Annotated in this window: 12 protein-coding genes; 5 read left to right on the forward strand and 7 right to left on the reverse strand. The window is 66.0% G+C overall.

Going from position 1 to position 15030, the window contains the following annotated elements:
• Positions 1–8: 8 nt before the first annotated feature.
• From flgK to HAP40_RS25960, 4 genes are all read right to left on the reverse strand, one after another.
• Positions 9–1892 carry a flagellar hook-associated protein FlgK gene (gene flgK, locus HAP40_RS25945; protein ID WP_166815072.1) on the reverse strand — a complete coding sequence of 628 codons (1884 nt, stop codon included), beginning with the start codon at positions 1890–1892 and terminating at the stop codon, positions 9–11.
• Positions 1893–1926: 34 nt separating this feature from the next.
• On the reverse strand, positions 1927–4179 hold the full coding sequence (locus HAP40_RS25950) for a flagellar hook-basal body complex protein (protein ID WP_166815071.1): 2253 nt from the start codon (positions 4177–4179) through the stop codon (positions 1927–1929).
• Between the two features lie 292 nt (positions 4180–4471).
• Positions 4472–4984, reverse strand: coding sequence for a peptide-methionine (R)-S-oxide reductase MsrB (gene msrB / locus HAP40_RS25955; RefSeq protein WP_166815070.1), 513 nt, complete (start codon positions 4982–4984; stop codon positions 4472–4474).
• An 85-nt stretch (positions 4985–5069) separates the two neighbouring features.
• Entirely contained in the window at positions 5070–6539 is a 1470-nt protein-coding gene (locus HAP40_RS25960) for an NAD(P)/FAD-dependent oxidoreductase (protein WP_166815069.1), read from the reverse strand.
• Positions 6540–6731: 192 nt separating this feature from the next.
• Here HAP40_RS25960 and HAP40_RS25965 point away from each other — a divergent pair, with 192 nt between their 5' ends.
• The 3 genes from HAP40_RS25965 to HAP40_RS25975 all read left to right on the forward strand — a co-directional run bounded on the left by HAP40_RS25965 (position 6732) and on the right by HAP40_RS25975 (position 9645).
• Entirely contained in the window at positions 6732–7268 is a 537-nt protein-coding gene (locus HAP40_RS25965) for a SixA phosphatase family protein (RefSeq protein WP_166815068.1), read from the forward strand.
• A 56-nt stretch (positions 7269–7324) separates the two neighbouring features.
• Positions 7325–7750, forward strand: coding sequence for a universal stress protein (locus tag HAP40_RS25970; RefSeq protein WP_008554848.1), 426 nt, complete (start codon positions 7325–7327; stop codon positions 7748–7750).
• Positions 7751–8703: 953 nt separating this feature from the next.
• The gene (locus tag HAP40_RS25975) at positions 8704–9645 is read left to right on the forward strand and encodes an IS110 family transposase (protein WP_166811307.1); all 942 of its coding nucleotides are present in this window, start codon (positions 8704–8706) and stop codon (positions 9643–9645) included.
• Between the two features lie 64 nt (positions 9646–9709).
• Here HAP40_RS25975 and HAP40_RS25980 read toward each other — a convergent pair whose 3' ends face one another.
• Positions 9710–9946 (reverse strand): DUF1127 domain-containing protein, encoded by a 237-nt coding sequence (locus HAP40_RS25980; RefSeq protein WP_166815067.1) that lies wholly within the window; start codon positions 9944–9946, stop codon positions 9710–9712.
• 186 nt (positions 9947–10132) lie between these two features.
• Here HAP40_RS25980 and HAP40_RS25985 point away from each other — a divergent pair, with 186 nt between their 5' ends.
• A complete protein-coding gene (locus HAP40_RS25985; RefSeq protein ID WP_166815066.1) occupies positions 10133–11476 on the forward strand; it encodes a PLP-dependent aminotransferase family protein in 1344 nt (447 codons plus the stop codon).
• An 8-nt stretch (positions 11477–11484) separates the two neighbouring features.
• On the opposite strand, the gene HAP40_RS25990 is transcribed toward HAP40_RS25985, so the two are convergent.
• Positions 11485–12066: a hypothetical protein gene (locus tag HAP40_RS25990; protein ID WP_166815065.1), complete on the reverse strand. Its 582-nt coding sequence runs from the start codon at positions 12064–12066 to the stop codon at positions 11485–11487.
• Positions 12067–12145: 79 nt separating this feature from the next.
• Here HAP40_RS25990 and HAP40_RS25995 point away from each other — a divergent pair, with 79 nt between their 5' ends.
• On the forward strand, positions 12146–12580 hold the full coding sequence (locus HAP40_RS25995) for a hypothetical protein (RefSeq protein WP_166815064.1): 435 nt from the start codon (positions 12146–12148) through the stop codon (positions 12578–12580).
• Between the two features lie 3 nt (positions 12581–12583).
• Here HAP40_RS25995 and HAP40_RS26000 read toward each other — a convergent pair whose 3' ends face one another.
• Positions 12584–14983 (reverse strand): bifunctional diguanylate cyclase/phosphodiesterase, encoded by a 2400-nt coding sequence (locus HAP40_RS26000; protein WP_166815063.1) that lies wholly within the window; start codon positions 14981–14983, stop codon positions 12584–12586.
• Positions 14984–15030: the final 47 nt, after the last annotated feature.

Consider the following 15030-nt stretch of genomic DNA (forward strand, 5'->3'; position numbering starts at 1 on the left):
GTTACTTTTTACCCTTGAGCCTGGAGCAACGTGTTCATCATGCTCTGCACCACCGACATGACGTGGGCGTTGGCGGCATAGGCATTCTGAAGCTGGATCAGGTTCGACATCTCCGAGTCCAGATTGACGCTGGAGGTCGAGTCGAACTTGGCCTGGAGCGTCGAGACCACGACGCTCTGGCCCTGCTGGAGCTGGGTCGCCTGGGTCGCGGCATTGGCCTGCACGCTCAGGAACTGCTGGAGATAGTTCGAGACGCTGCCCGTGAAAGGCTGGTTCGCCGAACCGAGACCGCTCTGCGGGGAATAGGAGAACACCGCATTGGTGAGCTGCGAATAGAGATAGTCCGAACGCGTGGTGTCGCCCGCGGGCGTCACCGGCGAGGTATTGTAGACCGACAGCCGGGTCGGATCGGAAACCAGCTGCGTGTTCACGGCGATGCGCCCGGCAAGGCCGGTCATCTGCGAGCCCGATCCCGTGATCGCGCCGGTATAGAGCGCTTGCCCGCCGTCGGTGAACACCGCCAGTTGCGGATTGCCCGAGGCCAGCGACGACATCGTCTTGGTGGTCGAGGCTGAATTGATCTTGGTGAGGCCGGTATTGTCGTCGGTCACCCGCAGCGTCGTCGCCGTCGCCGGCGACGGAGCCGCGGCGAACGACAGATGCGTGCCGGCAAGTGCGGTATTGAGCGCGGACGCGATCGCGCTCATGCCGCCGGCGAAGTCGACGCCGATCCGCATCGGGTTGGCGTTCGTCGCGTTCTGGAGCGGCAGCGCCGCCGGATCGGTGACGTTGACCAGCGTGATCTGGCGCTGGGTGTTGGTGGTCGTGTCGGTGTAGGTGATGTTGACCGTGTTGCCCGGCGCCGCCCCGGCGAGGTCGAGATCGAACCCGGCCGGCGGACCGGAGACCGTGCTGCCGGCCGTGGTCTTGTCGGACAGCGCGCTCGACATGGTGGCGGCGAGCTGATCGATCTGGTTCTGCGCCTGCACCAGCAGGTCGTCGCGCAGCTTCAGGTCGGCCGCGATCTGGCCGGACGACACCACGTTGTTGGCGACGACGTCGACCTGCGAACCGTTCGGAAGCTTGATGTTGAACGCGCCGACGCCGGACTTGGCCGGATCGATGTTGTAGAGCGAGGTCGCCGACAGCGCGCCGGCGGACGCAAAGGAGAATTCCGAGGCGAGCCCGGCGCCGACGAGCTGAATGCCGGTCGTGGTGTAGATGTTGGCCTGGTTCGAATTGTCGGTGGTGACGCGGACGTCGACATATTTCGACAGCGTGTTGATGGCCTGGTCGCGCTGGTCCATCAGCGTGGCCGCCGACGGGTCGTTGGCCGACAGGCCCTGGAGCTTGGTGTTGATGTCGGCGATCTGCTTCATCGCCGCATTGGCGGCTTGCGCCGAGTTGCCGAGATCCTGCTCGACGTTGGAGCGCAGCGACTGGATACCCGTCGTGGTGACGTTGAGCTGCCGCGCCAGCGCCTGCGCCGCGCCGAGCGCGACGGTCTGCGCCGAGGACGCGCCGGAACTGGTCGACAGCGCCTGCAGCGCGGTGGTGAATTTGTTCAGCGCATCTTCGAGCGTGCCGGAATTGCCGGGCGTGCCATAGACGTTCTGAAGCTGCTTCAGAATGTTGGCCATCTGGTCGGCGTAGCCGCTGCCGCCGACCTCGGTGCGCAGCTGGTTCAGCACATAGGTGTCGAGCTGGCGGCTGACGCCGGTCGTCATCGCCGTCGAGCCGAACTCGCCGGTGGTGACCTCGATCTGGTTCGGCGTCTGGACGACGTAACCCGGCGTCTGCGAGTTCGCGACGTTCGAGGAGACGATCGAGAGCGCGGCCTGGTTGGCACGCAGGCCGCTCATCGCACTGGCGAGGGCTGAACTCAAACCCATGTTACTTGCCGCCTTTGGTTATGTCACGCGCCGATCAGCGCAACACGTTCAAGAGGTCCTGCACCATCGAATTCGCGGTCGTGATCACCTTGGTGTTGGCCGAGTAGGCCTGCTGGGTCACGATCAGCTTGGTGAATTCGTCGGCGATGTCGGTGTTGGATCCTTCCAGCGACGAGCCGCTGATGGTGCCCGAAGCGCCATCGATGGCTTCGCCCGACTGCTCGGTCGCGGCATAGGCGCCGCCGTCCATCGCCTTCAGATAGTTGGTGCCGTTGAAGTGCGACAGCTGCACCTGGGCGAGGTTGAGGTTCTGGCCGTTGGAGAAGGTGCCGACCACGACGCCGTTGTTGTTGACGGCGACCGAGCGGAGCTGGCCGGCGGCATAGCCGTTCTGGGTGATGGTGTTGATCGTCACCGCGCCGCTGGTGCTGGCATATTGGGTCAGCCCGCCCGAGGAGATGTTGAAGGCGACGGAGCCGAGCGACTGGCCGCTGACGCTGACGTTGTTGATGGTGATGCCCGAGCCGCTGGGCGTGGTCAGCGAGCCGTCGGCGGCAAAGGTGAAGGTCTGACCGGTGTTGACCCAGCCCACCGTCGTGCCGGTCGCGTTCGGATCGGTCTGGTAGAACAGGTTCCAGCTGTCGGAATGACCCGCGCCCAGCGAGGCGCTGTCGGTCTTGGCCCAGCGCAATTGCAGGTTCACCGGCGTGCCGGCGGCATTGTAGGCGGTCACGGCGCCGCCGCTGATCGATTCCTTGGTGAAGGTGGCGATGTCGTTGCCGATCACGCCGCCGGTGCCGGCGGTGCCGCCGCCGTCGCGATTCCTGGTGATGGTCGAGGTGAAGCCGAGCGCCGAAAAAGCGGCGCTGTTGGAGCTCGACACCGACAGGTTGGAGACGGTGCCGGTGTTCAGCGTGATGACGCCGCCGCTGCTGATCGACGATCCCGACGCGCCCGACAGCGCGTCGATCTTGCCGAGCAGGGTCGTGATGTTGTCGGTGATGTTGATCTGGTTCGGCCCCGCCGCGCCCGAGGCCATGAAGGTCAGCGTCTGGCCGTTGACGGTGATGGTATCGCCCGCGGCGAAGCCCGATGTGAGCACCTGTGCGCCACCGGCGGTCGCGCTGCCGCTCAGCACCGTCGCGCCGGAGATCGCCGGCGAAGAGAGCACGTTGCCGCCGCGGGTCACGCTGCTGATGCCGAGCGCGGTGGCGGCCGTGCCGCTGCCAATCGCGACGTCCGTGCCGGTGCCGCTGGCAATCTGGATATTGCCGCTGACCGAGAGCGACGCGGTGACGCCCGCGCCGCCGGCGGTCTGGATCGCGTTCAGGATGCTGGCAACCGTGGCCGTCGTACCCGCACCGAGACCGATCGTGGTGTTGTTACCGGCCGTCGAGACCGTGGTGCTGCCGTCGAAAGTGATGGTGTTGCCGTTGATGGTCAGCGTCTGGCCGCTCAGGGCGGTGAGGATGCTGGAGGCGAGATGCGTGCCGGCGGCATTGTCGAGGGACGTGGTCGTCGAGGCCGCAGCCGAGGAATTGTTCTGGAGCGCAACCGTACCCGTGGCCGTCGTCGACGAATAGGCCGAGCGGATATTGCCGGTGGCGGCCGCGCCCGAGACCGTTGCGTTGGCATAGGGCGCAGGCGGTGTGCCGACCGGCAGCGGGTTGGCGCTGAAATCGGACGGGTTCAGCCCGCCGGCCGCCAGCAGCGTGCCGGTCGCCGCGGTCGCTTTCGCCACCGTGTTCGGCTGGGTCGGCAGGTTCGCGGCATACTGGATCGAGGTGGTCGCCTGCGCCGGAATGAAGTTGTTCTGGAACTGCAGGACGTTCGCGACGCTGCCGGTCGGGTTGCCGGTCTTCGGGTCGACCGTGACGCCCATCAGGTAATAGCCGGCGCCGTTGACCAGATTGCCGTTGGCATTGAGCTGGAAGTCGCCGCGCCTCGTGTAGTAGGTGACCCCGGTGAACACCGGCACGTTGTCGACGACGCCGCTCGCCTTCTGGATCGAGAAGAAGCCGTCGCCGGTGATCGCCATGTTGGTGGCGACGGTGGACGATGAGATCGTTCCCTGCGTCGTGATGGTGGCCTTCGCGTTGGCCGTCACGCCGCCTGCGACCTGCTTGCTCGGAACGGATGAGTCGGGGATGAGATCGACGAAGCTGGTGCCGATGCCCTTGTAACCGGTGGTGGACGAGTTCGCGATGTTGCCGGAAATGTTCTGAAGCGCGAAGGACTGCGCCTGCAAACCACCCACCGAGGTGTTCATTGCATCGAAGATACCCATAACTTTGTCTCCAAATCCGATCTCGGCGGCGCCCGAACCGTGGCCGCAATCGGCAGAGACAGTCGCAAGGGCCATGCCAATGCTTGTATCTTCGGGAAATCAATGGCTTAAACAAACATGCCCCGGCCGAATGACCGGGGCACAATTGCCGGGCCGGCAACAATTGCCGGGACACATCGTCGTTCCGGAGCGATGCGAAAGCATCGAACTCTGGTGCGCAATTGCGCGCCCGAGAACCTCGCGATTCCGGGTTCGGTCCTGCGGACCGCCCCGGAATGACGAGGAGAATGGCCTACGTCGCCGACGCCGCCGCCGGGTGGAATACCAGACCGAAGCCGTCGATGCAGTAGCGCAGGCCGGTCGGCTTCGGACCATCGTCGAAGACATGGCCGAGATGGCCGCCGCAGCGCCGGCAATGCACCTCGGTGCGGACCATGCCGTAGGCGCGGTCTTCGGTCTTGCCGACATTGCCCTCGATCGGCGCGTAGAAGCTCGGCCAGCCGGTGCCGCTTTCGAACTTGGTCTCGGAGGCAAACAGCGGCAGGTCGCAGCCGGCGCAGGCGAAGATGCCCTTGCGGTGTTCCTTGAGCAGCGGGCTGGAGCCGGGCCGCTCGGTGCCGTGGTTGCGCAGGATCTCATATTGCTGCGGCGTGAGCTGGGCACGCCATTCAGCCTCCGTCTTCACGATCTCGAATTTTTGCGCGGCCTTCTCGCCCGCCTCGGCCGGGGATGCTCTCAGCCAGCGGAAGGCCGAAAGGCCGAGCAGGCCGGCGGCAGTCGATAGCAGGATGCGACGGTCAAACATCTCATTCTCCGTGCATGGGGGTCCACGCCTGAGATACGTGCTCCAACGGCCGACGTTACACGTCCGGGCGGAATTTTTCTCAGGGTTATTGCGGGACGCCGTCCTCGTGCGAGGCCGGTTCCGCCGCCCGTTGCGGTCGCGGGGCCGCAGCTCTTGGCGGCGGAGCCGGCCGCGGCCGGACGCCGGGCGGCGGCCGGCGCGGGCCCGTGCCGGCCGCCCGGTTGGCTTCGGCGAGGCGCGCCTCGCGTTCCCTGTCCTTGGCCCTGGCACGCTCGCGGTAGCGGGCAAGCGAGCCGGCTGCGGCGGAACTCGCCCTGCCCCAGATCCCGACCAATTGTCCCGCAACGCGCCCGGTGGCCCCGCCCGCCCAGACCAGTTCGAACGGCGAGAACAGGCGCCAGCGATCGTCGCCCCACAGGATGCTGCGCGCGATCATCTGTCCGGCCATGGCGGAGGTGTTCATGCCCCGGCGGCCGAACCCGCTCGCCACCCACAGGCCTTTGCGCAACTGGCCGATCTGCGGCATGCCGTGCACGGTCTGGCCGGTGGCGCCGCCGAACGTCTCGGTGATCTCGACATTGCCGAGTTCAGGGAAGATCGTGCGGATCCGCCGCTTGACGGCGCCGCCGAAGCGCTGCGGCCGCGCCGCCCAGGTGGTCTCCGGACTTTCCCACATCAGCCGGTCGCCGTCGACGACACGGAAATGGTCGACGCCGTCGGAATCCATCACCGAGCCCTTGAAGGCGATGATCTCATGCAGGCGCTCGCCGAGCGGCGCGGTGATGCCGGCATAGCGCCAGACCGGCAGCAGCGTCTCCGACAGGCGCTTCAATGGCGCACCGAGATGGATGTTGCCAGCGAGTACGATATGGGTCGCGCGCAGCCGCGCCGAGGGCGTCACGATGCGCTTGCGGATGCCGGAATGATCGATGCTCACCACCGGCGTATCTTCGAAGATGCGGGCCCCTGCCCGCCGCGCCAATGCCGCAAGGCCGTGCACATATTTGCGGCCGTCGACCTGAAACGCTCTGGGGTAATGGACGCCATGGAAATAGCGATCGGTCTTGAGCGCCTCGCGGACGCGATCGACCTGCCAGCCCTCGACCTCGGTGTCGAAATCCTCGTTCAGCATCTGCAAGCGGCTGATCAGCCGGTCGCCCGCATCGACATTGGAGACCTCCAGCACGCCGTCGCGAAGGTCGATCCCCGGCATGTTCTCTTCCGTGGCGTTGGCGCGGACGAGCTCGGCGCCCTCCTTGGACAGCATCCACAATTTGCGCGCGTCCACGAAGCCGATGCGCTCGATCAGGTCCGCGAGCGGCAGCGCAAAGCCCGGCATCACGGTGCCGAACTGGTTGCCGGAGGCGTTCCAGCCGATATGGCGTCCCTCGAGCACCGCGACGCTGGCGCCGAGCCGGGCCGCCTCCAGTGCGATGGAGAGGCCGGCAAGCCCCGCCCCGATCACACAAATGTCGGCATCGAGATCGAATGACAGCCGCACGCGTTCGCGAAAGCCGGGTTCTTCCTGGGACACGCTTGTGAAAGTCTCGCTCATGTCGTTTCTTAGAGCATGATCCGGAAAACTGTGCAGCGGTTTTCCCAAAGGATCATGCTCGAAATAACAACCTAAAGCGCGATGACGATTCGTTCTAATCTCGGCGCGCTTCATCCCCAACTGGGCGCCTGTCACCTTGTCCTCAACGGGCGCCTGTAGATTATCCTGAACGTGGAACGATTCGAGAATGCCATGCGCCGTTTGATGCTGCTGCGTCACGCCAAGACCGAGACCGACGCGCCGAGCGGCCGTGACCAGGATCGCCGCCTCGACGACCGAGGCCACAAGGACGCGGCGCGGATGGGCGACTGGATCGCCGCCCATCCGCCCTTCCCCGAGACCGTGCTGGTGTCGCATGCCGTTCGGGCCCGGCAGACCTGGGACATCGCCTGGGGGGCGATGAAGGACCGCGTCGCAGCGCCGCAGGTCGAGGTCTTGCCGGAACTCTATGGCGCCGATCCAGCGCAGATCCTGGACTCCATTCGCACCGCAACAGCACCGGCAGACCCGAAGCAGTTGCTGCTGGTCGGCCACAATCCGGGCATGCACGAGATCGCGCTGATGCTGATGGGCGGCGGCGATCCGGCCGGGGCCAGGGCGCTCGGCGACAACCTGCCCACGGCGGGGCTTGCGATCTTCGACTTTGACGTGAAGGATTGGGATGACGTGGCCTACCGCCGCGGCAAACTGGTGCTGTTCATCAGCCCCAAGCTGCTTCGATCGGGATGAGACGCGCGGGCGCCGTCTCGACCGGTTGATTGAGCTTGGTCAATAGGGAGGCGCAGATGTTCAAGTCCATTCTCGTGCCCATCGACCTCGCCGATACCGATCTCGCCAAGCCGGCGATCGCGACCGCGGCGACGTTGTCGCAGACCTGGAGCGGCGCCGTGCGCCTGCTCAACGTGCTGCCGATGACGCCGGTGATGCTGGCCGAATACGTGCCGGCCGATTTCGACGAGCAGCAGCGCCAGACCTCCGAGGAAGCCCTCGCCATCGTCGCGCGCGAATCGGGCATCGAGGCGTCTCGCATCTCCAGCGTGGTGCGCCAGGGCGGCATCTATCACGAGATCCTGGAGGAAGCGGTGCACATGAAAGCCGATTTGATCGTGATGACCTCGCACCGGCCGGCGATGCGCACCTATTTCCTCGGCTCCAACGCCGGCCACGTCGTGCGCTATGCCAAGTGCTCCGTGCTGGTGGTCAGGCACTGAGGGTCATTCGTAGCCCGGGTGAGCGAAGCGATATACGGGACCGCTCGCGCCGGGAATCCCGGATATCGCTTCGCTCATCCGGGCTACAAGCCATTGTGCTACCCGTCGGGCAAAACACGCCAGCAGCGGGTCAATGCACGCCGTCGAAAATATTCCACTTTACCGAAATTCGGAATTGGCGGATAGTGCACGCACTCCGGCCCAAGGAAGAGGGGCGCATCGCGATCGTCACGAACGCGGGCCGGGCGGCGGTGGACGCGGGCCACATCGGCGCGAAGCGCTTCGCAGGGCGGGCAACCGTGAGCGAACGCGTCGCGCCAACGACAAATGGGGTTCGCGTACGGTCAAATCGTGTCGTCCTGGCGCCCGGGGTCTGTGCGCCAAGTCTTGCGGTGATGTCGCGGCCCGGCCGGGTTCGCAGCATCAGCCATCCGCAAGGCGACGGGGGCAATAGTGCATCGCTCCCCGGGGAGAGCACGACATAAGCCGTAAAACCACTGCGCAGGGAAGGCCGGATGTTTGGCTTCACCTGTATGCCGCTGTGCAGATTCTTGTTGCCACCTTTCGCACAGTGGACCGTGGGTGCCCGGCCGGCACCCGGTCTTCCCTGCGCCCTCTTTCAATCGAGGGTGAGGCGTTGAGGCAAAGCTCGGGCGAAACAAGCCGCGAGGATGAGCAGCCATGCTTATCGTTGAACAACAATCTCGTGCCCCGGACGCAGCGCATCGCGAAGCGGTGCGCTGCAGAGCCGGGGCCCATCTCGCCGCATCGTACTGTGCTGCTTTCTGGGTCCCTGTGTCTTGGAAGTCTGTCAGAATGGGGTTGGGCGGGAAGCCGTTGGGTCCTTGGCGCTTGACGCCGTGAGCCGGCTCGGCCTCCCGCCCGTTCCATTACCAACCTGAACAGTTGCACGAGGCTGCGCCAACAGACCTCGCATCACAGGGACAGGCATCGTGATCATACCCCTTCGTTGCGTCGGAATCGACGTCTCCAAACAATATCTCGATATCTTCGATGAAGGCTTGGCCTTTCCGGAGCGCATCGCCAACGCGACGCAGGCCATCACACAGATCGCGGCGCGTTGGCGATGCGATGTGCTGGTCGTCTTCGAGGCCACGGGCGTCTATGACCTCGAACTTCGCGAGGTGCTGAGCCAGGCCGGAATCCGCTTTGCCCGGATCAACCCGGCCCGGGCGCGCGACTTCGCACGTGCCAGCGGCCAGCTCGCCAAGACTGATCCGATCGATGCGCGGATGCTGGCAGCTTTTGCGCGAGCCATGCAGCCGGCCACCGAGCAGGTCGCCAATCCCGCCCGCAATGCCTTGGCAGGGCTTGCAAAACGGCGAGACCAGTTGGTCCTCATGCGCGCGCAGGAGAAGAACCGGCGAAGCGAGGCCGATAGCCACGCCATGGCCGATCGGATCGGCCGCCTCATTGAGGTCCTCGACAGCGAGATCGCCGAGATCGAGGCCGACATCAGCGCACTGATCAAGGCCGAGCCGGAGATCGCGGACGATGCGCGATTGATGCGCTCACTGCCTGGCGTGGGTCCCGTGGCCTGCATGCAGCTCATCGCGAAGATGCCGGAACTCGGGCATGTCGGAGCCAAGCAGATCGCGGCGCTCGCCGGCCTCGCCCCCTTCAACGTCGATAGCGGCGCTTTCCGTGGCAAACGCAAGATCGCCGGCGGCCGAAAGCGCGTCCGGGATGCCCTCTACATGGCCGCTCTCAACGCGGTCCGCCGGGCCGATCCGTTCAAGGTCTTCTACGCACGACTGCGACAGGCCGGCAAACCAGCCAAGCTCGCCCTCATTGCCGTAGCCAGGAAGCTGCTAACCGTGCTCAATGCCATGATGCGAGACAGGAAACCCTATCTGAAGGCCAAGCCGACATAACAGTTGCCGGCTCTGCGCCGCAACGCTTGCGCGATGCGTCGCGTCCGGGACACGAGAAGGACCCCTACAAATACCGCGACAACTCGGCCTTGAACTGCCCGTACACCGCGTCCTCGATCTGGCTGCGGTTGATCCCGATGTCGCGCAGGGCGCGGTCGTCGAGCTCGTTCAGCGTCTTGACGGCGGAGCGGCGCTCGAGGCGGTCGAACAGCGCCTGGACGGCATTGGCGAGCGTGCTGAAAAATCCGCCCGGCGAGGATGGGCGTAAACTCCGCCCGGCAGTTTGAGAAATCGTGGTCATTTTTCTTCTCCGGCCTGTTGTCCCGCGCGGCGAAGCCGATGCCGTTGGCGCGGACGCTGTCAGCGTCTGCACCTCATTTGCCGTCGGATTGCTCTCGCTCACCTCGGCTCAATCGCGGACCTTGATGGAACTTAAATGCTCCAGTACATTGCTCGGAGCAAGGAAAACATTGCTCTCGGTGCAATAATGTCCAAGTTCGAGTACGTGAAGCTTGCCGATGCCATTGCAGTCGATATCGCTAACGGCACGTTAAGGCCCGGCGACCGGCTGCCGCCGCAGCGCAATTTTGCCTATGACCGTGGCATCGCGGTCTCGACCGCGAGCCGGGTCTATACGGAGCTGCTCCGTCGCGGCCTCGTGGTCGGCGAGGTCGGCCGCGGCACCTTCATCTCCGGCGACATCAGGCGCGAGGTCGAGACGCTGAGCGAGCCGGCTGAGGCGCGCATCAATTTCGAGGTCAATTATCCGCTATTGCCACAGCAATGGACGATGATCGCCAAGAGCCTTGCCGGGCTCGAGCGCGTCGACGCGCTCGAATCCGCGCTGCGCGTCTCGACCAGCACCGGCACCAAGAGCGCGCGCAACGCGGCCGCCGCCTATCTGGCACGCAAGGATTTCGCGCCGCCGGCCGAGCAGATCGTCTTCACCGCCAACGGCAAGCAATCGCTCGCGGCAGCCCTCGCCGCGCTCGTTCCCGCCGGCGGCCGCTGCGGCGTGGAAGCGCTGACCTATCCTTACGTCAAGAGCATCGCCGCGCGGCTGGGCGTGACGCTGGTGCCGATTCCGATGGACGAATTCGGCGCGCGTCCCGACGCGATCCAGAAGGCGCATCGCGAGGCGCATCTGTCGGCGCTGTATCTGCAGCCCATCATCCAGAACCCGCTCGGCGTCACCATGAACGCGACGCGGCGCGCCGACATCATGCGCGTCGCCGAGAAGCTCGATCTCACCATCATCGAGGACGCGGTCTACGGCTTCCTCGCCGACGACACGCCGCTGGCCGCGCTGGGGCCGGACCGCTGCGTCGTGATCGACAGCCTGTCCAAGAAGGTCGCGCCGGGCCTCGCACTCGGCATTCTCGTCGCGCCGCCGCACTTGCGCGAGAGCGTGATGAGCGCGGTCCGCACCGGCGGCTGGATCGCTTCCGGCCATGCGCTCGCATCCGGCCAGCGGCTGATGGCCGACGGCACCGTCGCCGAGCTGACGCGCCTGAAGCGCATCGACGCCGTGCGCCGCCAGCAGACCGCGGCAAGGCTTTTGGCCGGCTACCAGCTCGCCGCCGATCCGCGCTCATACCATTTGTGGCTGACACTGCCGCCGCATTGGCGCTCGCAAACCTTCGTCGCGGCCGCAGCGAGGCGCGGCATCGCGCTGACGCCGTCCTCGACCTTCGCGATCGCCCATGGTCATGCACCGAACGCGGTGCGGCTCGCGCTCGCCCCGCCCTCGCCCGAGCAGCTCGATTCCGGCCTGCGCACGATCGTGTCGCTGCTCGGCACCAAGGAAGAGGATTTCGACTCGACGGAGTAGCGATCGCTCTATGGCAGCAGGGACCGGGGCAATTGATCGAAGCTGTAGCTCCGCGGCTGGTTGCGCCGGACGAAGCCGCCGACCTGCCAGGTGAACAGCGCGGCAAAGCCGAGGATGAACAGCACGCCGGCGAACTCCCCGGTCAGAAGCGCGCGGATCAGCAGCCCCGACATCGCCACCGTCAGCAGCGCCAGGCACGCCAGCACTGCCGCATAGGTCTTGCGGCCGAGGCCTGCGGTCAGCGTCGCCCGGCTACCCGCCTTCGCCATCCGCTCATGAAGCGCGACGATGAACTGGCGGAAGCCGTTGTCCTGCGGCGCCATCAGCGCCGCGGTCTGCCAGCTCGTCGACAGGATCGCGATGCGCCCGCCGCCGGTGTGGCTGATGTCGGCGCGAAAGCGGTGCTGCTGCATCGACGACGGGCGGAACGAGAGGCGGATCGCACTGATTTCGTCATAACGCCACAGGCCCGAGCGCCCGCCGATGTGCCAGGACAGCCCGTCCTCCGTCAGCTCGAAGCGACGCGCCGAGCCGATCAGCGACGCCTTGTAGGCATAGCTCGTGACTGGCTCAGCATCCAAAACCTGCATCTCGACGATCAATCCCGTGCGCGCAATCCCGTTCGCGATCCGCTTGCGCGAACGCCCTCGCCCATCCTACAAGCGTGGCATGGCTGAGACGACCTTTTTTCCGCGCCACCTGATTCTCGGCGCCGCAATGATCTCGGGCGTGCTGCTGGCGCTCGCGGTGCACATGCTGGGCGCGCGCTACGGGCTCGACCTCGGCGGCCTCTGGCGCTCCGACACGCACGAGTTCATGCCGGCTGGCGCGGCGATCGCCTGGTGGCTGATCGCGACCGTCGGCTTTTCCGGCGGCTATTTCACGGCGACCTTGATGCAGAGCGCCGTCTCCGGCCAGATCCCGCGACGGATGCGGCAATTCCTGATCGCGGTCGGCGTGCTCTTGCTGGCCGGCGCGGGCCAGGCGGCCTCGGCACCGAGCCCGATCCCGACCATCTCCGGCGTGCTCGCCGGCCTTGCCGCGCTGTGGCTCGGCGCGGTGATGGCATTCTGCGGTGCGCATTTCGCGCTGCGCCGCGGCTGACCCTTAAGCGGACACGCGCAGCCGCGGACCTTCCAGCATCATCGCCACTTCGGAAGCGGGCCGCGGCTTGCTGAACAGATAGCCCTGCGCCTGGGTGCAACCCTCGCGCCGGAGCAGCTCGAGCTGCGCGTCGTTCTCGACGCCTTCCGCGGTGGTGACGATGCCGAGGCTGCGGCCGAGGCCGGTCACGGCGCGGATGATCGCCATGGAATCCTCGCGCGTCGCCAGCTCCGACACGAAGGAGCGGTCGATCTTGATCTTGTCGAACGGGAAGCTGCGCAGATAGCTCAGCGACGAATAGCCGGTACCGAAATCGTCGAGCGAGATCCTGACGCCCATGGCACGCAGCTCGTGCAAGGTGGTCAGCGTCGCCTCGCTGTTCTGCAGCAGCACCGATTCGGTGATCTCGAGCTCGAGCCGGCGCGCATCAAGTCCCGAGACGGCCAGCGCCTCGGTCACGGATGCGATCAGGTTCGGGCTCTTGAACTGCACCGGTGACAGGTTGACGGCGACGTCGACATCGTCGGGCCAGGTCGCCGCGTCGGTGCAGGCACAGCGCAGCACGAATTCGCCGAGCTGGACGATGAGCCCGGTCTCCTCGGCCACCGGAATGAAGTTGATCGGCGCGATCAGCCCGCGCTGCGGGTGATTCCAGCGCAGCAGCGCCTCGAAGGCGACGACGCGACCGCTCGCGACGTCGCGGATCGGCTGATAGTAGGCTTCGAACTCGTCACGTTGCAGCGCCGCGCGCAGATCCATTTCCAGGAGGCGCCGCGCCTGCGCGCGCGCATCCATGCCGGTCTCGAAGAAGCGATAGGTGCCACGGCCGTCCGCCTTGGCGCGGTAGAGCGCGAGGTCTGCGTTCTTCAACAGCTCGTCCGGATTGTTGCCGTCCTGCGGCGACAGCGAGATGCCGATCGAGACGCCGATCACGATCTGATGGTCGTCGATCTCGTAAGGCGCCGAGACCACCTCGACGAGGCGCCCGGCGAGGGACCTCGCAGCGGTTTCCTCGGAACGTCCGATCTGGACCACGGCGAACTCGTCGCCGCCGAGCCGCGCCACCGTATCGTGCTCTGCGACGGTCGCCTTCAGCCTGCGGCCGACCTCCTTGAGCAGCGCATCGCCGATGGGATGGCCGAGCGAGTCGTTGATGTCCTTGAAGTGATCGAGATCGAGACAAAGCACCGCGAGCTGATCGCCCGACTTGGTCCGGCGCAGCCCCTGCTCGAGTTGTTCGTGGAACAGCACGCGATTCGGCAGGCTGGTCAGCGCGTCATGGCGCGCCATGTGCGAGATCTTGGCCTGCGCCTCCAGCCATTCGGTGATGTCCTCGAAGGTCGCGACCCAGCCGCCACCCTGCATCGGCTGGTTGACGACCCGGATCGAGCGGCCGAAGCGGTTGACGATATCGGTCGTGGTGCGGCCCTCGCGCGCGTCGGCAACGAGGCGCGCGAAGAATTCATCGGCGTCGCCCTGCCACTGGCCCTTGGCCTGCTCTTCCCTGAGCACGTCGACCAGCAGGCGGCCGGTGAGCAGGATGTCCGTGCGGCGGAGCATCGCGGCGTAGCGTTCGTTGAACAGGATGATCTTGCCGTCCGCGTCGAACATGCACAGCCCCTGCGACATGTTCTCCAGCGCGCTGTCCAGCACGATCTGCTGGCGGCCCAGTTCGCCCTTGGCGCGGCGGTCGAGCAATGCGGCCACGAGCGCAATCGCGATGATCGCGACCGCAGCGCTGGCGGTGAGGAAGGACAGCGAGGCCGGCGGGATGGAGAGCCCGCTGATCGCCAGCGTCGGATCCGGCGTCAGCAGCACCGCGCCCATGGCGGTAAAGTGATGCGCGACGATCGCGACCGTCAGCAGGGTCGTCGCCGTCAACGCGTGGAAGAGGTCGTCGCGCCGCGCGGCGACGAACAATGCGGATGCCGCAAAGACGATTCCGAACAGCACCGAGGCAACAACCGTGCTTGTAATCCAGTGCACCCGTGCCGGCATCTCCAGCGCCGCCATGCCGGTGTAATGCATCGCCGCGACACCCATGCCGACGACGGCGCCGCCGAGAATGATCCACAGCGGGCGCGAGGACGATACCGCGATGCTCAGCCCCACGAAGGTCACGGAGATCGCGAGGATCAGGGAGAGGATCGTCACCGGGATGTTGTAAGCACCGGCGCCGCCCGGCCCGTAGGCGAGCATCGCGATGAAATGCGTCGCCCAGATGCCACATCCGCTGACGGCGGCATCCAGGGCGATCCAGGACAGACGCCCGGGGCCATGCGTCGCGCGCGCGCGTTGAAACAGGCTGATCGCCGCCGCGCTGGCGAGCAGACACACGGCGCCGCCAAGGGCGACCAGTCGCCAGTCGTGCTCGTCGGTCAGACAGAAGAGAACTTGATACATTACCGGCCCCTATCGACCGGCACTTGACCCGACAGAGATGGACGATC

This window comes from Bradyrhizobium sp. 1(2017) (assembly GCF_011602485.2).
GTDB lineage: Bacteria > Pseudomonadota > Alphaproteobacteria > Rhizobiales > Xanthobacteraceae > Bradyrhizobium.